Source organism: Streptomyces sp. NPDC045955, from assembly GCF_056430805.1.
In genome coordinates this window covers 103,635-125,388 of sequence record NZ_JBWKKY010000017.1, presented here as the reverse complement: position 1 = coordinate 125,388, position 21,754 = coordinate 103,635, and the positions used below count along the sequence as shown (strand labels likewise).

General features: G+C 72.7%; 17 protein-coding genes and 3 pseudogenes. 7 read left to right on the top strand and 13 right to left on the bottom strand.

The window, feature by feature from the left end; all coding sequences use genetic code 11:
* Positions 1 to 26 precede the first annotated feature (26 nt).
* The 6 genes and pseudogenes from AC07F0_RS30080 to AC07F0_RS30055 all read left to right on the top strand — a co-directional run bounded on the left by AC07F0_RS30080 (position 27) and on the right by AC07F0_RS30055 (position 4,343).
* On the top strand, positions 27 to 674 hold the full coding sequence (locus AC07F0_RS30080; RefSeq protein ID WP_478983173.1) for an ABC transporter permease: 648 nt from the start codon (positions 27 to 29) through the stop codon (positions 672 to 674).
* Positions 667 to 1,926, top strand: coding sequence for a betaine/proline/choline family ABC transporter ATP-binding protein (locus AC07F0_RS30075; protein WP_478983172.1), 1,260 nt, complete (start codon positions 667 to 669; stop codon positions 1,924 to 1,926). The genes AC07F0_RS30080 and AC07F0_RS30075 overlap by 8 nt, the downstream gene beginning before the upstream one ends.
* Positions 1,923 to 2,744, top strand: coding sequence for an ABC transporter permease (locus tag AC07F0_RS30070; protein ID WP_478983171.1), 822 nt, complete (start codon positions 1,923 to 1,925; stop codon positions 2,742 to 2,744). Before AC07F0_RS30075 ends, AC07F0_RS30070 begins: the two co-directional genes overlap by 4 nt.
* A gap of 72 nt (positions 2,745 to 2,816) precedes the next feature.
* Positions 2,817 to 3,506 (top strand): annotated as a pseudogene (locus AC07F0_RS30065) (glycine betaine ABC transporter substrate-binding protein).
* A 68-nt stretch (positions 3,507 to 3,574) separates the two neighbouring features.
* Positions 3,575 to 4,159: an ArsR/SmtB family transcription factor gene (locus AC07F0_RS30060; protein ID WP_478983170.1), complete on the top strand. Its 585-nt coding sequence runs from the start codon at positions 3,575 to 3,577 to the stop codon at positions 4,157 to 4,159.
* Between the two features lies 1 nt (position 4,160).
* Positions 4,161 to 4,343: a hypothetical protein gene (locus AC07F0_RS30055; protein ID WP_478983169.1), complete on the top strand. Its 183-nt coding sequence runs from the start codon at positions 4,161 to 4,163 to the stop codon at positions 4,341 to 4,343.
* Here the strand turns inward: AC07F0_RS30055 and AC07F0_RS30050 are convergent.
* From AC07F0_RS30050 to AC07F0_RS30035, 4 genes and pseudogenes are all read right to left on the bottom strand, one after another.
* Entirely contained in the window at positions 4,340 to 5,131 is a 792-nt protein-coding gene (locus tag AC07F0_RS30050) for a S16 family serine protease (RefSeq protein WP_478983168.1), read from the bottom strand. The two genes, AC07F0_RS30055 and AC07F0_RS30050, sit on opposite strands and share 4 nt — an antisense overlap.
* Positions 5,132 to 5,230: 99 nt before the next feature.
* Positions 5,231 to 5,872 carry an IclR family transcriptional regulator gene (locus AC07F0_RS30045; protein ID WP_436728303.1) on the bottom strand — a complete coding sequence of 214 codons (642 nt, stop codon included), beginning with the start codon at positions 5,870 to 5,872 and terminating at the stop codon, positions 5,231 to 5,233.
* 279 nt (positions 5,873 to 6,151) lie between these two features.
* Positions 6,152 to 7,951 carry a DEAD/DEAH box helicase gene (locus AC07F0_RS30040; protein WP_478983167.1) on the bottom strand — a complete coding sequence of 600 codons (1,800 nt, stop codon included), beginning with the start codon at positions 7,949 to 7,951 and terminating at the stop codon, positions 6,152 to 6,154.
* Between the two features lie 115 nt (positions 7,952 to 8,066).
* A pseudogene (locus tag AC07F0_RS30035) lies at positions 8,067 to 8,777 on the bottom strand (MFS transporter); the annotation flags it as partial.
* A gap of 160 nt (positions 8,778 to 8,937) precedes the next feature.
* Here AC07F0_RS30035 and AC07F0_RS30030 point away from each other — a divergent pair.
* Positions 8,938 to 9,558 (top strand): dihydrofolate reductase family protein, encoded by a 621-nt coding sequence (locus AC07F0_RS30030; RefSeq protein ID WP_478983165.1) that lies wholly within the window; start codon positions 8,938 to 8,940, stop codon positions 9,556 to 9,558.
* 96 nt (positions 9,559 to 9,654) lie between these two features.
* Here the strand turns inward: AC07F0_RS30030 and AC07F0_RS30025 are convergent.
* From AC07F0_RS30025 to AC07F0_RS29985, 9 genes and pseudogenes are all read right to left on the bottom strand, one after another.
* Positions 9,655 to 9,786: pseudogene (locus AC07F0_RS30025) on the bottom strand (DUF6083 domain-containing protein); the annotation flags it as partial.
* Positions 9,787 to 9,956: 170 nt separating this feature from the next.
* The gene (locus tag AC07F0_RS30020; RefSeq protein WP_478983164.1) at positions 9,957 to 11,123 is read right to left on the bottom strand and encodes an SUKH-4 family immunity protein; all 1,167 of its coding nucleotides are present in this window, start codon (positions 11,121 to 11,123) and stop codon (positions 9,957 to 9,959) included.
* Between the two features lie 170 nt (positions 11,124 to 11,293).
* On the bottom strand, positions 11,294 to 11,827 hold the full coding sequence (locus AC07F0_RS30015; protein WP_478983196.1) for an AAA family ATPase: 534 nt from the start codon (positions 11,825 to 11,827) through the stop codon (positions 11,294 to 11,296).
* A 5-nt stretch (positions 11,828 to 11,832) separates the two neighbouring features.
* Positions 11,833 to 14,142 (bottom strand): xanthine dehydrogenase family protein molybdopterin-binding subunit, encoded by a 2,310-nt coding sequence (locus AC07F0_RS30010; protein ID WP_478983163.1) that lies wholly within the window; start codon positions 14,140 to 14,142, stop codon positions 11,833 to 11,835.
* The gene (locus AC07F0_RS30005; RefSeq protein WP_478983162.1) at positions 14,139 to 16,982 is read right to left on the bottom strand and encodes a 2Fe-2S iron-sulfur cluster-binding protein; all 2,844 of its coding nucleotides are present in this window, start codon (positions 16,980 to 16,982) and stop codon (positions 14,139 to 14,141) included. Before AC07F0_RS30005 ends, AC07F0_RS30010 begins: the two co-directional genes overlap by 4 nt.
* Positions 16,979 to 17,872 carry an FAD binding domain-containing protein gene (locus tag AC07F0_RS30000; RefSeq protein WP_478983161.1) on the bottom strand — a complete coding sequence of 298 codons (894 nt, stop codon included), beginning with the start codon at positions 17,870 to 17,872 and terminating at the stop codon, positions 16,979 to 16,981. Before AC07F0_RS30000 ends, AC07F0_RS30005 begins: the two co-directional genes overlap by 4 nt.
* Before the next feature lie 259 nt (positions 17,873 to 18,131).
* Positions 18,132 to 19,763, bottom strand: a complete 1,632-nt coding sequence (locus AC07F0_RS29995; RefSeq protein ID WP_478983160.1) for a beta-N-acetylhexosaminidase — start codon at positions 19,761 to 19,763, stop codon at positions 18,132 to 18,134.
* Between the two features lies 1 nt (position 19,764).
* Entirely contained in the window at positions 19,765 to 20,610 is an 846-nt protein-coding gene (locus AC07F0_RS29990; RefSeq protein ID WP_478983159.1) for a carbohydrate ABC transporter permease, read from the bottom strand.
* A complete protein-coding gene (locus AC07F0_RS29985) occupies positions 20,607 to 21,620 on the bottom strand; it encodes a carbohydrate ABC transporter permease (RefSeq protein WP_478983158.1) in 1,014 nt (337 codons plus the stop codon). Before AC07F0_RS29985 ends, AC07F0_RS29990 begins: the two co-directional genes overlap by 4 nt.
* Positions 21,621 to 21,754: the final 134 nt, after the last annotated feature.

Sequence of the window (21,754 nt, the reverse complement as noted above, 5' to 3'; positions counted from 1 at the left end):
TCGCTGAAGTCTAGGGGTGAGCGCGTGTGAACTTCTGGGAGTACGTGGCGGGGCGGCACCAGCAGCTGCTCACGGACGCCTACCAGCACGCGAGCGCCGTCTTCCAGTGCATGGTCGTCGCGACCGTGCTCGGGGTCCTGATCGGCGTCGCCACCTACCGCAGCGAGTGGGCCGGGAACCTCGCGACCACGACCACCGCCACCGTCCTGACCGTGCCGGCGCTCGCCCTGATCGGCCTGCTCATCCCGGTCGTGGGGCTGGGCGTGCCGCCGACCGTGATCGCGCTGACGCTGTACGGGCTGCTGCCGGTCGTGCGCCACGCGATCGTCGGGCTGCGCGGGGTCGACCCGGCGCTGGTGGACGCGGCCACGGGCATCGGGATGTCCCGCCCGGCCCGGCTGCTGCGGATCGAGCTGCCGCTGGCCTGGCCGCCGATCCTGACCGGGATCCGGGTCGCGACCCAGATGCTGATGGGCATCGCGGCCATCGCGGCGTACGCCTCGGGCCCCGGCCTCGGCAACGTCATCTTCCGCGGCCTCGCCTCGCTGGGCAGCGCCAACGCGCTGAACCAGGTCCTCGCCGGCACGCTCGGCATCATCGTCCTGGCGCTGCTGTTCGACGCCGCGTACGTCCTGATCGGACGGCTGACCATTCCCAGGGGGATCCGTGTCTGAGACCGACGGCCACGGGGCCTGCATCGAGCTGGAGAGCCTGACCAAGCGGTACCCCGGCAGTGCGCAGCCGGCCGTGGACAACGTGAGCATGGAGATCAAGGCGGGCGAGGTCGTCGTCCTCGTCGGCCCCTCGGGCTGCGGCAAGTCGACCCTGCTCAAGATGATCAACAGGTTGGTCGAGCCGACCGGCGGCCGTATCCGCATCAATGGCGAGGACGTCACCGACATCGACCCGGTCGGGCTGCGCCGCGAGGTCGGCTACGCGATCCAGTCCGCGGGGCTCTTCCCGCACATGACGGTCGCGCAGAACATCGGCCTCGTCCCGAGGATGATCGGCTGGCCGAAGGCCCGGATCAGGGCGCGGACCGAGGAGCTGCTCGACCTGGTCGGCCTCGACCCCGGCGAGTTCCACGGCCGCTACCCGCGCCGGCTCTCCGGCGGGCAGCAGCAGCGCGTGGGCGTGGCGCGGGCCCTGGCCGCCGATCCCCCGGTGCTGCTGATGGACGAGCCGTTCGGGGCGGTGGACCCGATCACCCGCGACCATCTCCAGGACGAGCTGATCCGGCTCCAGCACGAGCTGCACAAGACGATCGTCTTCGTCACGCACGACTTCGACGAGGCCATCAAGATCGGCGACCGGATCGCCGTGCTGCGCGAGCGGTCCCACATCGCGCAGTTCGACACCCCGGAGGCGATCCTCACCAACCCGGCGGACGACTTCGTGTCCGGGTTCGTGGGCGCCGGGGCGGCGCTGAAGCGGCTCAACCTGACCCGCGTACGGGACGTGGAGATCACCGACTATCCGACGGTGACGATCGACGACCCGTTGCAGCAGATCTTCAACCGGCTGCGGGCCGGCGGCACCAACGAGGTCCTGCTGCTCGACCGGCGCGGCCGCCCCTACAAGTGGCTCCGGCGCGGCGACCTGATGCGGGCCCGCGGCTCGCTGGCCCGCGCCGGGACGCCGGTGCGCGACACGGTCACCCGGGACGCGACCCTGCGGGACGCGCTGGAGGCGGTGCTCACCGACAAGGCCGGGCGGGTGGCGGTGACCGGGCGGCGCGGCGAGTACACGGGCGTCGTCGACATGGAGACGCTGTTGAACTCCGTGCACGAGATGCTGGAGGCCGACCGGCTCGACGCGCTGGAGCACCAGCACGAGCTGGAGAACCTGCGGGCGTCCCAGACGCACGCGGAGCAGCAGGGCGGCGGGGACGTCACGCGCGTGGGCGGCTTCGGAGGGACGCGGTGACCGCTCCCGGGCCGGTGCGCACCGCCCCCGAGCCGGGGACCGGAGAAGAAGCCGGGGCACCCCGGACCTCACCCGGCTCCCCGCCCCGACGCGTCGGCTGGCAGAAACTGACCGTCCTACCCGCCGTCCTGGTGGCCGTACTGCTCGCCACCTGGCTCTGGTTCCGGCAGGCCGACCTGGACGCGCTGACCCGCAACGCCCTGTCGGACGGCCAGGTCTCCAAGGCCCTGTGGCAGCACATCCAGCTGACCGCGATCTCGACGTTCTTCGTGCTGGTCATCGCGATCCCGCTGGGGATCCTGCTGACCCGCCCGGCGTTCCGCAGGGCCACTCCGGTGGCGATGGCGTTCGCCAACATGGGCCAGGCGACGCCCGCGATCGGCCTGCTGGCGCTGCTCGTCATCTGGCTGGGCATCGGCCGCAGGGCCGCCCTGATCGGCATCATCGCCTACGCCGTGCTGCCCGTGCTGTCGAACACGATCGCGGGCCTGAAGGCGAACGACCCGACGCTGCTGGAGGCGGCCCGAGGCATCGGCATGTCCCCGGCGGGAGTCCTGACCCGGGTGGAGCTCCCCCTGGCGGTCCCGCTGATCCTGGCGGGTGTCCGCACGGCCCTCGTCCTGAACGTCGGCACGGCGACCCTGGCGGTCTTCGGCGGGGGCGGCGGACTGGGCGTACTGATCACGACCGGGATCACCAACCAGCGGATGCCGGTGCTGGTGCTGGGCTCGGTCCTCACGGTGGTCCTGGCGCTGCTGGTGGACTGGCTGGCCTCGGTGGCGGAAGTGCTCCTGCGGCCCCGGGGGCTCCAGCCATGAGGCGGCGGTTGTTCCTGGCGCCGGCAGCGGGGATTGTTGGTCGCGGGGTGCGGCCTGACGAGCGGCTCCCCCATGGCCGACGACGTGCGGCCCGGGTCGGTCGGGCGGGGCGAGCCGTTGAAGGGCGCGAGCCTGACGGTGACGTCCAAGTCGTTCACCGAGGGGTTGATCCTCGGCGCGATCATGGGCATCGCCCTGGAGGCGGCCGGGGCGGAGGTACTCGACCGCACGGGCATCCAGGGGTCCATCGGCAGCCGCGAGGCCGTCCGCAAAGGGGACGCCGACGCCGGGTACGAGTACACGGGCACGGCCTGGATCACGTACCTGGGGAACAGCAAGCCGGTCACCGATCCGCGCGCGCAGTGGGAGGCGGTGAAGAAGGCCGACGCGGCGAACGGGCTGGCCTGGCTGCGGGCGTCGTCCCTGAACAACACGTACGCGCTGGCGATGAACCAGGAGAGCGCGAAGAAGTACGGCCCGAGGACCCTGTCGGACGGGGCGAAGGGCGCATCAACTCCATGGACCTGGCGGTCATGGCGGACGACAGGAAGTTCTTCCCCGACTACAACGCCGCGCCGGTGATCAACGCGAGGACCCTCAGGCGGTGGCCGGCGATCACGGGTGTCCTGGACACCGGTGACGGCGCGGCTGAACAACACGGTGGCGCGGGCGCTGAACGCGAGGGTGGATGTGGAGGGGGAGGATCCGCACCAGGTGGCGCTGGAGTGGATGGTGGAGGAGGGGTTGGTCAGGGAGGGGTGACCGGGGCAGGTGGAGAAAGTTGCAAAGGAACCCTTGCAAGGATTCCTTTGCAAGGATAGCTTTGCACGGTGACCGAACCCCAGAACCCACAGGTACGGCAACTCGACGCCCGATCCCTGCGCGGCCTCGCACACCCCCTGCGGATGCAGCTGCTGGACGCCCTGCGCTTCGGCGGCCCGGCCACGGCCTCGCAACTGGCCGCGAAGCTGGGCGAGTCCAGCGGCGCCACCAGCTACCACCTGCGTCAACTCGCGGAGTACGGCTTCGTCGAGGACGCCCCCGAGCGGGGCAAGGGGCGCGAGCGATGGTGGCAGGCGGTCCACCACGGCCTGCGCTTCGACGACGCCCTGCTCAACGACGCGGACCCGGCCGTACGAGGGGCGGCGGACCTGTACCTCCATGAAATCGCCACCACGCAGACCCGGGAACTGTCGACGTGGCTGGGCAACCGCGACTCATGGCCCGAGGAGTGGAGTCGCGTCTGGGACATGAGCAGTTGGACGCTGCGACTGACGCCCGAACTGACTCGGGAGCTCGTCGAGAAGATGCACACGCTGATCGAGACCTACCGCGACCGCGAGGCCGCCGAGGACGCCTCCGGCGCCGAGCAAGTTCGCTTCCACACCCACGCTTTCCCCACCAGGACGGACTGAGATGCACCCGGACATCCACCTCGCCCTGCACCACGCCCGCGCCGCCGACCTCCGTGCCGAGGCCGGTGTCCCGCGCCCCGCCGCGCGGAACAGACATGGCCTCCGTACCCGCCTCGGCTGGACCCTCGTAGAGGTCGGTTTAAGACTCGCCACCCGGCCGGGGACGGCAGCCGTCGCCCACTAGCAGCTGGGCACGGACCCCTTCCCCGTCTCCAGGGCCACCAGGGAACTCACCGTGCTCTTCAGCGTGGTCACCGGGATCAGCCGCAGGCCCTTCGGCAGTTCGGCCCGCGCGTCCGCGCACTCCGCCTTGGGGACGAGGAACACGGTCGCCCCGTCCCGCTCGGCGGCCTGGGTCTTGAGGGCGACTCCGCCCACCGCCCCGACCGTGCCGTCGGCGGCGATCGTGCCGGTGCCGGCGATGACACGGCCCCCCGTGAGATCGCCTCCCGTGCCGTCGCCGTCGAGCTTGTCGATGATCCCCAGGGAGAACAGCAGCCCGGCACTGGGCCCGCCCACGTCCGCGAGCCTCAGGCCGACCTTGACGTCCTTGTCGTCGAGGCCGAGATAGTTCAGCGCGGCCTGCGTCGCCGCGTCCTGGGACTCCTTCATCTGCTTCTCGTTGTGCCGCTCGATCTCCTGGACCGAGTCGCCGCTCGGGTAGATCGCGTCGCGCGGCATGACCGCCCGGTCCGTGCGGAACCAGTTGTCGATGACGTCCGGGAGCGAGACGCGGGTGTCCGGTGAGGTCGCCACGATGGTGGTCATACGCAGCTGACCAGGCGTGTCCCGGGTCGGTGCGCCCTTGATGGTGATCACCGGGGCGCCCTTGTCCTCCCCGAGCACGTTCGTCGTCTGCCCGGGCTGCGCCACCGAGAAGGGCAGCGGCGCGAACACCGCCGTTGCGAGCAGAGCCACTACGGGCAGGGCACAGGCGGCGATGGCCTGGGGACGCGTGAGACGAGAGAACACGGAATCAATCTAACTCGGGTACGAAATCGGGCCGGTCCCAGGTCGCCCGGGGCCCGGCAGGAGCGATCCGCACACGTCAGCGCAGCACGTCCGCACACGTCAGCGCAGCGCGTCCGCGACCTCTCGTGCCGCCTCGACGACCCTGGCCCCCACCCGCTCCGGCACCACGTCCGCCAGCATCACGACGCCGACGCTGCCCTCGACGCCCGTCACGCCCAGAAGCGGCGCCGCCGCCCCGCACGCGCCGGCCTCCAGCTCCCCGTGGGTCAGGGTGAAGCCCGGGTCCGTCATCGGGTGCTGCCGGGCCGCGAGGATCGCCTTGCCCGCGGCGCCCCGGTCCAGGGGGTGGCGGAATCCCGCCCGGTAGGCGACGTGATAGTCCGTCCAGGTCGGCTCCACCACGGCCACGGCGAGGGCGTCCGCCCCGTCCACCAGGGTCAGGTGCGCCGTCGCGCCGATGTCTTCCGCCAGCGACCGCAGCGCCGGCATCGCGGCCTCTCGTACCAGGGGGTGGACCTGCCGGCCCAGACGCAGCACGCCGAGCCCGACCCGGGCACGTCCGCCCAGGTCACGACGTATGAGCGCGTGCTGTTCCAGCGTGGCGAGCAACCGGTACACCACGGTCCGGTTGACGCCCAGCTTGAGGGAGAGCTCGGTCACGGTCAGCCCGTGGTCCGTGTCGGCGAGCAGCTTGAGGACACGTAGTCCCCTGTCGAGCGTCTGGGAGGTCTCCGCGGTCACGACGCCCACTCCTTAGTGGTGAGGTCGACGGCCCCCTGGTCGGCGGATGCGTCACCGAGTCCCGTCGGCGACGCGCTTCAGAGGCCGCCGATCGGCCCGCGGCCCGGCCTGTCCGGGCCGCGTCGCTTCACGGCTGCGCTCCGCGGCGGCGCTGCCACGGGGCGTATGCGTAGCCGGACAGTAGCGAAGGGAGTTCGCTGAGCGGAAGGCTCCGTCCAGAATCCGGGCACCGTCCAGGACCGACTGGCACCCTTTGCCCGCATACGTACGCCCCGGGGGTCACTTCATCCGCGTGGCCCACTCCTGCACCTTGGCGATCCGCTGTCGTAGCTGTCCGGCCGTCGCCTCGGCCGCCGGAGGCCCCCCGCACACGCGCCGCAGCTCCGTGTGGATCACGCCGTGCGGCTTGCCGCTCTGGTGGACGTACGCGCCGACCATCGTGTTGAGCTGCCGCCGCAGCTCCATCATCTCCTTGTGCGAGACGACCGGCCGCCGCTCGGCGGGCACTTCGAGCAGGTCGGCCTCCTCGTCCGGCTTCTTGCGGCTGTGCGCGATCTGCCGGGCCTGCCGCTTCTGGAGCAGCAGCTGGACCTGGTCGGGCTCCAGCAGCCCGGGGATGCCGAGGTAGTCCTGCTCCTCCTCGCTGCCCGGGTGGGCCTGCATGCCGAACTCGGCGCCGTTGTACATGACCCGGTCGAAGACCGCGTCGGACTCCAGCGCCTCGAAGGGCAGCATGTCCTGCTCGCCGGTGTCCTCGTCCTGCTCCTTGTTCGCCTCCTCCATCTCCTTCTCGGATTCGGCGTACGGGTCCTCCTCGCCCTCCTTCTTGGGCTTGTCGAGGACGTGGTCGCGCTCGCGCTCCATCTCGTTGGCGAAGGAGAGCAGGTCCGGCACGGTCGGCAGGAACACGGAGGCCGTCTCGCCGCGCCGCCGGGACCGTACGAAACGGCCGACGGCCTGCGCGAAGAAGAGCGGAGTGGAGATGGTGGTGGCGTACACGCCCACCGCGAGGCGGGGCACGTCGACGCCCTCGGACACCATTCGTACGGCGACCATCCACCGGTCGTTGTTCGCGCTGAACTCGTCGATCCGCTCGGAGGCTCCGGCGTCGTCGGACAGGACGAGGGTCGCCTTGCTGCCGGTGATCTCGCGGATCAGCTTGGCGTACGCGCGCGCCGAGTCCTGGTCGGAGGCGATGACGAGCGCACCGGCGTCCGGGATGGCCTTGCGCACCTCGGTCAGGCGCTGGTCGGCGGCGCGCAGCACGGCCGGCATCCACTCACCGCGCGGATCGAGGGCGGTCCGCCAGGCCTGGCTGATGGCGTCCTTGGTCATGGGCTCGCCGAGCCGCGCCGCGACCTCGTCACCGGCCTTGGTGCGCCAGCGCATGTTGCCGCTGTAGGAGAGGAAGATGACGGGCCGGACGACGTTGTCGGCGAGGGCGTTGCCGTAGCCGTAGGTGTAGTCGGCGGCGGACCGCCGGATTCCGTCCTGCCCCTCCTCGTACGTCACGAAGGGGATGGGGTTGGTGTCGGACCGGAAGGGCGTGCCGGTGAGGGCGAGCCGGCGGGTGGCGGGCTCGAACGCCTCCAGACAGGCCTCGCCCCAGGACTTGCTGTCACCGGCGTGATGGATCTCGTCGAGGATGACGAGGGTCTTGCGCTGCTCCACGCGGTTGCGGTGCAGCATGGGCCGGACACCGACACCGGCGTACGTCACGGCGACCCCGTGGTACTCCCGGCCGAGCGGCCCGGCGCTGTACTCCGGGTCGAGCTTGATGCCTATCCGGGCCGCGGCCTCGGCCCACTGCTTCTTCAGGTGCTCGGTCGGGGCCACCACGGTGACCTGCTGCACGACATGGTGGTGCAACAGCCAGGACGCCAGCGTCAACGCGAAGGTCGTCTTGCCGGCGCCGGGGGTGGCGACCGCCAGGAAGTCCCGCGGCTGCTCCTGGATGTACTTCTCCATGGCGCCCTGCTGCCAGGCGCGCAGCTTGCTTGCGGTACCCCAGGGGGCGCGGCCGGGGAACGCCGGGGACAGGTGGTGCGAGGCAGAGCTGGTGCCGGCGGTGGTAGTCACGGTCTCCGTTGGGGGTCGGGCGGCTCGTTCGAGGGAGCCTGACGGCTCGGCTACGTATGACAACCGGGCCACCCTACCGGCGCCCCACCACTGCTCATGCGCGGACCAGCCCGGGTCATGCCAGGGTGGGATTCACGTCACAGCCCGGCAGGGCTCCCCACCGCTCCCGCAGCCGCGTGGTCACCCAGGCCCCCACCAGCGCGACCACCGCCATCGGCAGGAACACCGCGGTGAAGGCGGCCGGGTGGGAGGCGGTGGTGGGGTGGGTGGCGGTGTGGGTGACCGTGCCGCCGCCGAGGGTGGCGAAGGCGGCGCCGCCGGCGGAGAGCAGGAGGACGTTGGAGAGGCCGTCGGAGATCTGCAGGGCGGCGGAGTTGGTGCCGGCCTCCTCGGGGGCGGAGAGCTTGAGCAGGAACACGCTCGTGGAGGAGATGACGAGACCCATGCCGAAGCAGCCGAAGGCCCAGGCGACGGCCAGGGTCCACACGGGCACGGAGTCGAGCAGCACACTCGGCGCGGTGGCGATGGCCGCCGCCACCAGCAGCATGCCGAAGGTCGTCAACCGCTCCCCGTACGGCTCGAACCGCGGCCGCGACTGCACCCACGAGCCCAGCGCCCACGTCCCGCCACCCGCGGCGAGCGAGAACCCGGCCAGCGTCGGACTGAGCCCGCGCTGGGTCACCAGCATCAGCGGCACGAAGGATTCCGCGGCGGCGACGCCGCGCAGCAGCACGACAGAGGACAGCCCGCGAGCGGCCCGGTAGGTGCCGCGCGGCAGCAGCCCGGGCACGGCGGGCACGAGCAGGGCCAGTCCGGCCGCGCCCGGGGCGGTCACAACGGCCAGAGTAAGGGCCACGCGGCACTTTGACCCCTGTCCCGAGATGGTCCCCGCGTGGGACCTCGGTCGTACGCCTCCTTGTCCACGCCGCAGCTTGGCTGGAATCTCACCCGGAAGCGGCCAAGGCCGCTACGAGGAGGACAGAGCGATGACCGAACGAGCGGGCAGAGTGATCTGCGACATCACCATCACGGCCGACGGCTACTCCGCCGGGCTCGACCAGAGCGAGGAGCGCCCGTTCGGCGACGACGGCGGCGACGGCACGGGCGACAAGCTGCACGCCTGGATGTTCGACACCCCCGACGAGAACCGGGCCGAGGTCGACCAGTTGGCCGCCGCCGGAGCATTCCTCATGGGCCGCAACATGTTCGGCCCCGTGCGCGGCGCGTGGGACCGGCAGTGGAACGGCTGGTGGGGCGACAATCCGCCGTTCCACGCGCCGGTGTTCGTGCTCACCCACCACCCGCGCGAGCCACAGCCGATGGACGGCGGCACCACGTACCACTTCGTCACCGACGGAATCGCGTCGGCCCTGGCGCGGGCCCGCGCGGCGGCCGGCGACGGCGACGTCCTGATCCTCGGCGGCGCGACCACGATCAACCAGTACCTCGCCGCCGGACTGATCGACGAACTGCGGCTGCACATCGTGCCGTTCACACTGGGCGCCGGCACGCGGCTGTTCGAGGGCGTCCCGCCGCTGAAGCTGGAGCAGGTGCGGTCGCGGGCGGCGAGCCTGGTCACGCATCTGACCTACCGCGTACTGCCCTGAGCCGCGCGGCGGGTGCCTTCTAGCCGGCGTCGGGAAGCGCTCCCGGCGCGCGTTCTCCGCCCGTACGGCGTCCAGCCACCGCCAGAGGCCGACCTCCTCGATCCTCAGACCGGGGCAGGTGATCCGGTGCGGCACCCGGCACACCGCACCGGGCGCGGGCTCGTCCTCGCGGCTGTTCCAGGCCGTCCCGTTGGAGTCCACGTACCAGCGGTGCCAGGCGGGCACCATGTGCGCGGGCACCGGCATGTCCGGATCCCGTTACCCGACCCCGACGGACACCGGCAGCGGCCACCGGACGCCCCGCGGCCGTGGGAGAAGACCGACCGGGCCCAGGCCGCGATGGACGGCGCCACCGGCCCCGAACCGCCCGCTCCGCCCGTCTGCCCCAACGAGCGCCGTCAGAGCACCCCGCCCGCCTCGTCCCGGAACGCGTCCGTCCAGTAGTGGCGGCCCGAGCTGCCCGGTGTGACGCCCGTCGGGTCGACCGCCGAGAGGACCTGGAGCATCGTCATGGCCAACTGGTCGTACGTGTCGGTCGTCAGCTCGTGGTCCGACTGGGCGTCGATCGCCCGCTCGCGGTGCAGGAGCCAGAGGGTGAAGGCCAGGGTCGAGACGTCCGTGTTCAGCGGGGACAGCGTGGCCTCGGGCTCGCTCCAGTTCAGGACCGCGCCCGTCGCGCCGTCGACGACGAGGCTGTTGTCCTCGACGAGATGGCCGAGGCGTATCAGGCGGTGGGCTCCGGAGGGGAGCTCCGCCGGGCCGTCCGAGTCGGCGTGGTACTCGGCCAGCGTGGCCAAGGGGACGTCCGTGTCCAGGGAGAAGACGTGGGCCTCCTCCGGGAGGCCCACCTCGCGCAGGAAGCGGCGGGTCGGCTCGTGCGTGAGCGTCGCGGGGAAGTCGACGTCCTCGAAGCGGGCCACCTTGCCGGGGCCGAACTCCTGGTCCAGGAGGCGGTGCGGCAGGTCGAGGGACAGGCCGGACGCGCCGCCCCGGCCCGCGACCAGGGACAGCGGGCGGATCAGCGCCGCCATCTTCCAGAACGGGGCCGGCTCGCCGTCCGCCCCGTCCCGGAACACCGCCAGCAGGTGCTGGGAGGCCTCCGCCACCGCCTTGGGGCCGAAGCGGCCCGCGTAGGAGGCGAACTGGCCGCGCAGGCCCGCCAGTTCGTCCGTCGCCTCGGCGAAGCGCACCAGCGTCCGCAGCGAGGGTGCCAGGGAGCGGCGGTCCATCAGGTCGGGGCGGTCGTGCAGGAAGTACGTCGTCGAGATCTCGCCCGTCGCACCGTCCAGCAGGACCGACTCCGTCTCCAGGCCTCCGGGGCCGAGCAGCCCGCCAATCACGAGCTGCTCGCGCAGCTCCGCCGACAGCCGGTCCGACGGATCGCCCGTCGAGTCCGCCACCGTGCGCAGGCCCTTCCGGTCCAGCTCGGCGAAGCTCAGCACGCCGCTGTCGCCCGGGAGTCCGGGTCCGGTCAGCCAGTGCCGCGTCGACGCGTGCGTCACCCACGGATCCAGCTCGGACTCGGTCAGGGTGATCACCGCGGAACCGGCGTCGGTCGTACTCATGGGCTCCCCCGCATGTGCTTGCTCACCGTCCCCTGGCGGAGTACGGCAGACCGCCCGGCCAGGCCCGGCAGCCGTCCCCCACTGCCCAGAACAGTACGCCCCACCACTGACAACGCCCCGGAACAGCGACGCGCGCCCCGGCGACCACACGCGTCCACCTCACAGGACGCTCAGAGCACCCTCGCGCGTTCCCTTTCCGCCAGAATCGCCTCCACGGTCTGTCCCACCGTCAGTTCCGTGGTGTCGAGCCAGAGTCCGATGCGAAGGGTCCGAGCGTGCAGTGCTCCGCCCAGTGCCTCGATCGTCCAGGCACCGCCGTACCCGGTCTTCCCTCGTTCCGCCTCCCGGGCGGCCACGGCCTCGATCCGCGGCGCCAGGACGACCACGTACAGGGGGCGGGTGCGCACCAGACCGACGTAGGTTCTCAGGTCCTCGCCCAGCACCACGTCCTGCACGACGGCCGTGAACCCGGCCTCGGCGTACGCGTCCGCCGTCGCCGCCGACAGGCGGTGGCGGAGCAGGAGTTGGGCCCGGGCCTCGTCCCCGGCGCCGGGGACGTACTCCTCGCGCCCGGAGACGATCATGCGCCGGAACAGGTCACCCCTGACGTGCGCCGCCCGCGGCAGCGTCTCCGCCAGCGCCTGGGCGACGGTCGACTTGCCGGCCGCCATCACCCCGGTGACCAGGACGACGCCGGCCGGCACGGACGTCACGCCCGTTCCGTCACCACCGCCGCCTGCGGGCGGATCGGCAGCCGGTTCACGGGGCGCCCCGTGGCGGCCCGTACGGCGGACGCGATGGCCGCCGGGGACGTCACCACCGGCACCGCGCTGACCGCCTTCGCCCCGAAGGGGGCGACCACGTCCCGCTCCTCGACCAGCCGGACGATGCGGATGTCGGGCGCGTCGAGCGCCGTCGGGAGGGCGTAACCGGTCAGGTCCGGGTGGCGGATCAGGCCGCGCGGGGTGCGCAGGTTCTCGGTCAGCGCGATGCCCAGGCCCTGGGTCACGCCCGCCTCGATCCGGGCGGCCAGCTGGGTGGGGTTCAGGACCCGCCCCACGTCCTGGGCGACGGCCAGTTCCACGACCCGTACGGAACCGATCTCGATGTCGACGTCCACCACCGCGCGGATCGCGCAGAAGGACATGCCGACGAACGCGTCGCCCTGGCCGGCCTCGTTCAGCGGCTCGGTCGGGTGCGGGCGGCACTGGGCGGTGGCCCACAGCTCCTTGCCGTCCAGCGCCTCGGTGACGGTCGTCGACAGGACGCCGTCGTACGACGTGATCTTGCCGTCGGTGATCTGGAGCAGCTCCGTGGACATGCCGAACTTGTGGGCGAGCGGCTGCAGGAGCTGCGTGCGGACCATCTTGGCCGCGCGCTCCACCGCGCCGCCCGACACCCAGGTGTGCCGGCCGCGGCAGCCCGCGCCCGCCGGGGGCTGGTCGGTGTCGACCGGCGCCACGTGCACCTCGTCTATGCCGAGCGTCTCCTGCACGATCTGCCGGGCCAGGGTCGTGAAGCCCTGGCCGGTCTCGACGGCCGCGCACAGCACCGTCGCCACACCGTCGTGGACCTTCACGGTCGCCGTGGAGACCTCGTCCGCGCCCTCCGCGCCGAGCATGTGCACCATGCCCACGCCGTAGCCCACGCCCCGGCGCACCGCGCCCGGTTCGCCCGCGCCCTCGGGGCCACCGGGCAGCAGCCACTCCTCCTCGGGCGTGTCCTTGGGCAGCGGCGGGAGCGGGAAGTCGCGCACGGCCTGGAGCAGTTCGGCGACGGGGGCCGGGCAGGTCACGGTCTGGCCGGTCGGCAGCACGTCGCCCGTCGCCATGGCGTTGCGCAGCCGCACCTCGGCCGGGTCGATGCCGAGCCTCTTGGCGATCTTGTCCATCTGCGCCTCGTAGGCGGCGCAGACCTGCATGGCGCCCTCGCCGCGCACATGGCCGGACGGGGGGTTGTTGGTGCGTACGGCCCAGCCCTCGATGAAGGCGTTCGGGACGACGTACGGGCCGCAGGCGAACGCGACGGCGGCGGCCAGGGCGTCGGCGGAGGTGTCGGCGTAGGCGCCCGCGTCGAGCAGGATCTGCGCCTCCACCTTCACGAGTCTGCCCTCGGCGTCGGCGTGGTGGCGGTAGCGCAGCAGGGTGGGGTGCCGGTGGGTGTGCCCGAGGAAGGACTCCTCGCGCGTGGCCGTGAGTTTCACCGGGCAGCCGGTGCGCAGCGCCAGCAGGCCGAGCGGGAGCTGGAAGCCCTGGTCCTCGCGGTCGGCCGTGGCACCGGGGACGCCGGTGACGACGACCTTGACCCGCTCGGGTTCCAGGCCGAAGGCGGCGGCGGCCCTGTCGCGGTCGGCGTGCGGGTCGGTGGAGGCGAGGTACAGCTCCACACCACCGTCCGGTCGCGGTACGGCCAGGCCCGCCTCGGCACCGATGGGGGCCGGGTCCGCGCGGCCGATACGGTACAGGCCCTCGACGACGATCTCGCCGGCCGCCTCCGGGTCGCCGTGACGCAGCGGGATGTGCCGGATCAGGTTCCCGTCGGGGTGCAACGGCTCGGCCTCGAAGGCCTGTTCCGGGTCGGTCACCGGGTCGAGCACCTCGTACTCGACGATGACGGCGGCGGCGGCCATGCGCGCGGTGTCCGGGTGGTCGGCCGCGACGGCGGCGATGGGCTCGCCGTGGTGGCGTACGACCTCGGAGGCGAAGACCGGGCGGTCGGCCTTGCCGCGGCCGTGCAACGGAAGCCCGGGGACGTCCTCGTGGGTGACGACGGCGCGTACGCCGGGCATCTCGCGCGCGTGGGAGGTGTCGATGGACACGATGCGCGCGTGCGGGTGCGGTGAGCGCAGCACGGCCGCCCACAGCAGGCCCTCGGCCCACAGGTCGGCGGCGTACGGGAAGGTGCCCTCCGTCTTCGCGCGCGCGTCGGCGGGCGGGAGGGAGGCGCCCAGGCCGTGGGGCAGCGGTTCGGGGGCGGGGGCGGCCTCCGCGGCCTGCGCGGTGGCTGCTTCGTTGCTCACGCGGGGCCTCCGTCCTGGCCGTAGGGCTGGTCATGGGGGTCTGGAGTGTGCGGGTCCGGGGCGTGCGGTTCAGGGGCCGAGCCGAAGGCGGACGCGTGGACGCCGCCGGCGCCCGGGCCCGCCTGGTGCGGGATACGGGCCTCGTCCGAGTCGCCGTCGGCGGGCGCGCTGTGTGCCTGGCGTTCGGCGACGACCTCCTTCACGGCGTCCACCACGCCCCGGTAGCCGGAGCAGCGGCACAGGTTGCCGCACAGTGCCTGCCGGGTCTCCAGCTCGCTGGGCGCCGGGTTGCCCTCCAGGAGGTCGTGCACGGTCATCGCCATGCCGGGTACGCAGAAACCGCACTGCACGGCGCCGCAGCGCGCGAGCGCCCGCTGCACGTCCGACGGCCGGCCGTCCTCGGCCAGGCCCTCGACGGTACGGACCTCGCTGCCTGCGGCGGTCACGGCCGGGACCAGGCAGGACGCGACGAGCCGCCCGTCGACCTGGACGTTGCACGCGCCGCACTCGCCCTGCGAGCAGCCGTCCTTGGCCCCCGCGAGTCCGAGCCGTTCGCGCAGCACGTACAGCAGGGACTCGCCGATCCACGCGTCGGTGACGGGGCGGTCCGTGCCGTTGACGCGCAGGACGAAGGAAGCGAGGGGGTGTTCCTCCCGCGGAGCGGTGGAGGGCGCGTCCTGGGACGCCTCGCCCTCGGTGTCGCCCAAGTCGTGCGAGTCGTGCGAGTCGTGCGAGTCCGGCGAGTCGTGCGAGTCGCCGGAAGGGTCCTGCGGTGCCGGGTCGTCCGGGGTCTCGCCGTCGGCGGTCTCCGGCCCGGCGTCCGGGTCCGCCTCGGCCGGGAGGGGCCCGGCGGAGGGCTCGGCGGGAGCGTCAGCGGCCTCTGCGGCCCCCGGGGCGTCCTGGGCGCCCTCGGCGGCCTCACCACGGTCGGGGGCGTCCTGTGAGGCGTCCTGGGCGGTCTGCGGGTGCGCGGCGGCTTCCGCGTGCGGCTCGTCGTGCGCGGGCTCGCTGCGGATCTCACCGGGAGTCTCGGGGTACGGCTGGGGGGACGCGGACCGTTCGGGGCCGTTCGCCGCTGGCCCAGGGTGGTGCTCGGCCGGCTCACCGACAGGGCCCGAGGGCTGCGGCGCGTGTCCGGGTGGGCCGGAGGGCTCGGGGCCGTGGTGGTCGGTGAAGGGGTGCGGCTGCGGGCGGTGTTCGGTGAAGCCGGACGACTCGGAACCGTGGTCCGTGAAGGCGGACTGGGCCGACTCGTGGCCGGTCGCTTCGTGCGACTCCGGGCCGTGTCCGGGTGGGCCGGAGGGCTCCGGCCCTTGGCCGGGCACGCCGTGCGGGTCCGACCCGTGCTCCGTGAAGCCGTGCGGATCAGGGCCGTGGCCGGGCATGCCGTGCGACTCCGGGCCGTGATCGACGTAAGCCGACTGCTCCGGGCGATGATCGGCGAACGCGGACGGCTGCGAGCCGCGGTCCGCGAAGGCGGACTGGTCCGACCCGTGGCCGGGCACGCCGTGCGACTCGGAGCCCTGGCCGTGTACCCCATGCGGCTCCGGGCCCTGGCCTGGCACACCGTGCGGCTCCGGGCCGTGCCCCGTGAAGCCGTGCGGATCAGGGCCGTGGCCGGCAACGCCGTGCGGCTCCGGGCCGTGATCGACGTAAGCCGAATGCTCCGGACGGTGGCCGGTGAAGGCGGACGGATCCGAGCCGTGGTCAGTGAACTCCGGCTGCTCCGGCGCGTGGCCGCCGCCATCGGACGGCTGGGGTGCGTGACCGGCGCCGGGCATCTCCGGCCCCTGGCCGCCCGACCCGGACGCCTCCGGCCCGTGACCGCCGAACCCCGACGCCTCGTGCCCGTGGCCGGCGAACCCGGACCCCTCCGGTGTCTGCCCGGCCCCCTCCGACGGCTGCGGCGCATGACCGGTGCCGTCGGTCGTCGCTCCCGCCGCGTGGCCGACCGTCGGGTCCGCCTCCTGCGGCATGGGCCCGGCGGGCTGCTGCTCCGGGGCCTGGGGGCTGCGCGCACCGGGGTCCGGTGCGTACTCGGAGGCCGGTCCGGCAGCCCCCGGCTGCCCGTGCCCGTGCCCGTGTCCGCCGCCCTGGTCGTGCGGATAGCCGGGCCCGGTCTGCTCCTGCCCCGTCGTGTCCTGCGGGACCTGCTGGCCCCACGGCCGGCCCGCCGCCTGGGTCGCCCACGGTGCGGGCGCACCGCCCGGCAGCGTCGGCGGTGGGGTGCCGCCCCACTGTTCGACCAGCGAGGACGTGGTGAACTCGCCCGACTCGTCCGGAAGGTCGCCCCCGGCGACGGGGATGGACCACTGTCCGGTCACGTCATGGCCGGGCGCGGCCTCCGCCGCCCCGGCGTCCTCGAAGGTCCACTGCCCGGTGGCTCCGGGGGTGTGCGTGAAGCGGTCGTTCGCGCCGTGCGGCCCCGTCTGCGCGTCGGCGCCGTAGGGCGCGCCGGACCCGTACGGCGCCTGCGAGCCGTACGACTGCTCCCCCGTGTCGTGTCCGGGCTGCTGGTGGCCGCCCTGCTCGTGGCCCTGCTGGTGGGCGGCGTGCGGGTCGTGCCACTGGGCGCCGTCGACGGGCGCGCCGGCCACCGGCCATGCGCCGGGGGCCGCCGGGTCGGTCCCGGCGGTCGTGGCGGGGCCGACCGTTATCTGCGGCGGTACGTAGCCGTGGCCGGGCGCGGCGAGGGGACTGTCGGCGGCCAGCAGGGCGTCGACGCCCCCCTCGGGGAGTTCGACGAAGGCGGTGGCGCCGTCGTCGTACTCGCCCTGGGGCAGTGGGTCCCAGCGGCTCCCGCCCCGGGGCGTGCCCTCTCCGTGCTGGTCGTCGGTCACGACAGCGCCCTCCCCAGTGCTCGTCGGGCCAGCGCGGCGACGGTGCGCCGCAGGTGCAGTACGGCGGGCGGGAGCTGCGGTACGGAGCCGTCCTCGGCCGGGGCGGCGTCGGGGATGCAGGCCGCGGCGACGTACTCCCCGAAGGCGCTCAGCGCCTCCGGCACGAGCGCGCGGTTGTTGTCCCAGTCGATGAGCCGGCCCACCCACTGCTCGGCCTCCAGGGGCCGCAGCGGCATCGGCGCTATGGCGCCCACCGCGCAGCGCACACCCCGGCGTGCGGGGTCCAGGACCAGGGCCACGGACGCCACCGCGCGCCCCGGGCCGGTCCGGCCGGTCGCCTTCAGGAAGACCTGCGGGGCGTGCAGCAGCGGCACGCGCACGTAGCCGATGAGTTCACCGGCGCGCAGCATGTCCATCCCGGCCAGCAGGTGCGACACCGGAATCTCCCGGCGGGCCCCGCCCGGGCCCGCGACGATCAGGGTCGCCTCCAGGGCGGCCAGCACCGGGAGCGCGTCCCCGGTGGGGGCGGCCGAGGCGATGTTGCCGCCCAGGGTGCCCGCGTTGCGGATGTGCGGCGGGCCCGCGGCGCGCGCGGCGGCGGCGAGCGCCGGGATCAGGGCCGCGAAGTCGGGGCGGCCCATGCGCGCGTGCGTGAGGCCCGCGCCGAGCAGCGCGTGTCCGTCCAGGTACTGCCAGCCGCGGATCTCACTGATCTTGCCGAGTCCCACCAGCGCGGCGGGCCTGAGCTGTCCGGAGTTGACGGCGGCCATCAGGTCGGTGCCGCCCGCGACGGGCACGGCGGCGGGCACGGCGGTGAGTGCCGCGACGGCCTCGTCCAGCGTCGTGGGCAGCGTGACGGCCTGCGCCGCCTGCGGTGCGTGCGTGGTCAAACCGGCTGCCCCTTCCCGCTGCCCCACCTGGTCCCACCTGTGCTGCCGTACGGTACGTGCTGACAGGGCGGACGTGGCAACTCTGGCACATCTTGGCGAGAGCCGAAGACGCGGGTCCGCTAGGAGGCATTCGCCCACCTCACCGGCGAGATGGTCCGTTTTCGCACAGGTTCACCAGTGCATGGCGATTGGCACTTTCGGTGACCCTTGTGCGCTTTTTCCGTGGCCTGTTCGAGCTGTTCGGTAGCGGCGGCCGCGGCTACCGGTGAGGCGGCGGGCCGTCGATCGGGCGGCCCAGCACCCCCGGGCGCCGCTGCCAGGGCAGCGGGCCGGCGGGTGGCCGGTAGGCGACGCCGAGGGCGTCGAGCCGCCGGTAGTGGGCGGCCATACGGCGCTCGAAGCCGGCGAAGTCCCGTTCCGCCGGGGCGGGCAGGGCGCTCCACGCGACCTCGGCGAAGGCCGCGAGCCGGGGGAACGCCTGGTAGTCCACGCGCGCGTGGTCCTCCATCACCTCGGTCCACACGTTGGCCTGGGTGCCGAGCACGTGCCGGGCCTCCTCGGGCGTCAACTCCGGCGGCACGGGCTCGAACCGGTAGACGTCCTCCAGGGTGCGCACCCACCCGATCGGTACCGGCTCGTCGAGGCCCGGATCCTGACGGTGGTCCAGATACACCTGCTGCTCGGGGCACATGACGACGTCGTGGCCGGCCCGGGCGGCGGCGATGCCTCCGGCGTATCCCCGCCAGGAGGACACGGCCGCGCCCTCGGCCAGCCCGCCCTGGAGGATCTCGTCCCAGCCGATCAGCCGGCGCCCGCGCGCGGAGAGCCACGCGTCGAAGTGGCCGATGAACCAGGACTGGAGTTCGTCCTCGTCGGCGAGGCCGAGTTCCCTGATGCGGGCCTGGGCGGTCGCGGACCGGCGCCACTGGTCCTTGGGGCATTCGTCGCCGCCGACATGGACGAACTCCGACGGGAACAGCTCCAGCACTTCCTCGAAGACGCCCTCGTAGAAGCGCAGGGTGTTGTCAGTGGGGGCGAGTACGTTCGGGTTGATTCCCCAGGTGTCCCAGACGGAGAGGGCGGTGGTGTCGATGACGTCGGTGTTGCCGAGTTCCGGGTACGCGGCGATGGCGGCCTGCGAGTGGCCGGGTACGTCGATTTCGGGGACGACGGTGATATGCCGCTCGGCGGCGTAGGCGACGATCTCCCGGATGTCGTCCTGCGTGTAGTAGCCGCCGTGCGGCTTCTCCTCCCACAGGGGTGAGGCCCGGTGGCCGATTTTCGTCCGCGCCCGCCAGGAGCCGATCTCGGTCAGCCGTGGATGCCGCTCGATCCGGATGCGCCAGCCCTGGTCGTCCGTCAGATGGAAGTGGAAGACGTTGAGTTTGTGTGCCGCCATGAGATCGAGACAGCGCAGGACACCTTCCTTGGGCATGAAGTGCCGGGCCACGTCGAGCATCAGGCCGCGCCAGCGGAATCGGGGCGCGTCGTGGATGGTGACGGCGGGCACCTCCCACTCCTGCCTGCCGGTCACCGGCGCGCGGCGGAAGGCCTCGGGGCCGAGCAGTTGACGGAAGGTCTGGGCGCCCCAGAACAGGCCCGCCGGGCTCGCTCCTTCGATGAGGACGCGGTCGGCGCCGACCGTGAGGCGGTACGCCTCGGGTCCGCCGAGGGCGGGCAGGATCCGCAGCCGGACGCGCTGGGCGTCGCCGGTGTGCGGGCCCAGCGGCAGGCCGGTCGCGGCGCCGACGGTCGCGCTCAGCCACCGCGCGACCGGCTCGGCGCCGGGGCCCGCCTCGATGCCGGTGCGCGAGTCGAGGAGGAAGCCCTGGCCGTCCCCGGCCTCGACACGCAGGGGCGCCGGAATCACGTCCGTGTTCGGAGGAGTCACGTCAGTCCTTCACCGCTCCGCCCAGTCCGGAGACCAGGCGGCGCTGTACGAGTACGAAGAAGACCAGCACCGGAATCGTCATCACCGTCGATGCCGCCATCACCCCGCCCCAGTCCGGGTCGTCGGGCTTGTAGAAGACCAGCAGCGCCATCGGCAGCGTCGACTGCGAAGTGTCACTGATGATGAACGACTTGGCGAAGAGGAAGTCGTTCCAGGCGGAGATGAAGGAAAACACGCTGGTGGCCACGAGCCCCGGCAGGACCAGCGGAAAAAGGATCTGCCACAGGAATCGCGCCCGGCTCGCCCCGTCGATGTACGCGGCCTCCTCCAGCGCCTCCGGAACGGCTTTCACGAACCCCCGCAGCATCCAGATCGCGAAGGGCAGCGAGAAGGCGATGTGGGGCAGGATCAGCGAGCCAAGCGTGTTCAGCTGACCGAAGTCCCGCATGAGGAAGAAGAGGGGGATCGTCAGGGCCTCCACGGGCACCATCTGGGCCACCAGAAACATGATCAGCAACGTGGTCCGGAGGCGGAACCGGAATCGTGTCACGGCGGTCGCCGCGAGAAACGCGATCAGCGCGGAGGCGATCACCACACAGCCCGCGACGACAAGGCTGTTGAGGAAGTAACGGCCGAATTCCTGCTGCCCGAAGACCCGCCTGAAGGAGTCGAGAGAAGGCGCGAGAGTCCACGGCCTGGGCTCGCTCGACTCGATCTCCCCGGCCGGTTTGAAGGCGCTGAGCACCATCCAGTAGAGGGGGAAGGCGACGACGACGGCGACCAGCAGGGCCGAGGCCTCGGCGGCCAGCCGCCCCCGGCGGCGCACACGGACGCGCAGCGGATTCACAGTTCCTCCCCCTGGCGGCGCAGCAGCCGCAGGTACACCAGCGTGACGGCGAGCAGGATCAGCAGCATCACGACGCCGATCGCCGAGCCGAGGCTGTACCGCGAGGACGCGAACGCCTGCTGGTAGGCGTAGACGTTGAGGACCAGGTTCTGGCCGGCGATTCCGCCGCCGTTCGTCATGACGTAGATCTGCGTGAAGACCTTGAAGTCCCAGATGACCGACTGGATGGTGACGACGACCAGGATGGGCCGGAGCATCGGGGCGAGCACGGAACGCCAGATGCGCCACTGCGAGGCACCGTCGAGGGAGGCGGCCTCCAGGACCTCGGCGGGCACGGCGCGAATCCCCGCGTAGACGGTCACCATGACGAACGGGAAGGAGCACCACACCACTTCGAGCAGGACGAGGAAGAAGGCGCTGAGACGCCCGTACGTCCAGGAGTGGTCACCGAGGCCCAGCATATGGTTGACCGGGCCGAAGTCCGGGTCGAAGAGGAACAGCCACACCGTGGAGCCGGTCACGGCCGGGGTCGCCCACGCACCCAGGGCGGCCAGCATCAGCGCGAGCCGCGGTACGGCCCGGACGCGCGTGAGCAGCACGGCGAGGGCGCAGCCGACCGCGAGCGTGGAGACGACACAGGCGGCCGCGAACAGCACGGTGGCGAGCAGCACCTGCCAGAACTGCGGATCCCCGAACAGCTCGGTGTAGTTTGCGACCCCCCGGAACACCGTCGGTTCCCCGCCGCTGACCTGCGCCTGCGTGTACTCGAAGAACGAGATCAGCCCGAGCTGATAAATGGGGTAGACGAGCAGCCCGCCGAGCACGACGAGCGCGGGCGCGAGATAGAGCCAGGGAGTCCAGCCGCCGGACACCAGCGGCGACTTGCCGGCCCCACCCCGACGCGCCCCGCGCGGGCCCCCGGCCGACGCCCGCCCCGGCGCCCCACCGCGAGGCGCTGCGCGGCCCTCACCGAGACCGGCCGTGGCCGGGCGCGGTGCGGCAACGGACACGGGAGCGCCCGCGGAACCCCCACCGAACGTGCCACGCGCTGCTCCCACAGGACCGACGGCCCCAGCGGAACCGACCCCACCCGCACCGTTGCCGGCCGAGACGGCCCCACCCGCACCACCCCCGGCCGAACCGG

Excerpts from the sequence above, each read along its gene's own strand:
- AC07F0_RS30055 (WP_478983169.1), top strand. The coding sequence starts at position 4,161 with ATGCACCCGGACATCCACCTCGCCCTGCACCACGCCCGCGCCGCCGAC.
- AC07F0_RS30030 (WP_478983165.1), top strand. The coding sequence starts at position 8,938 with ATGACCGAACGAGCGGGCAGAGTGATCTGCGACATCACCATCACGGCC.
- AC07F0_RS30020 (WP_478983164.1), bottom strand. The coding sequence starts at position 11,123 with ATGAGTACGACCGACGCCGGTTCCGCGGTGATCACCCTGACCGAGTCC.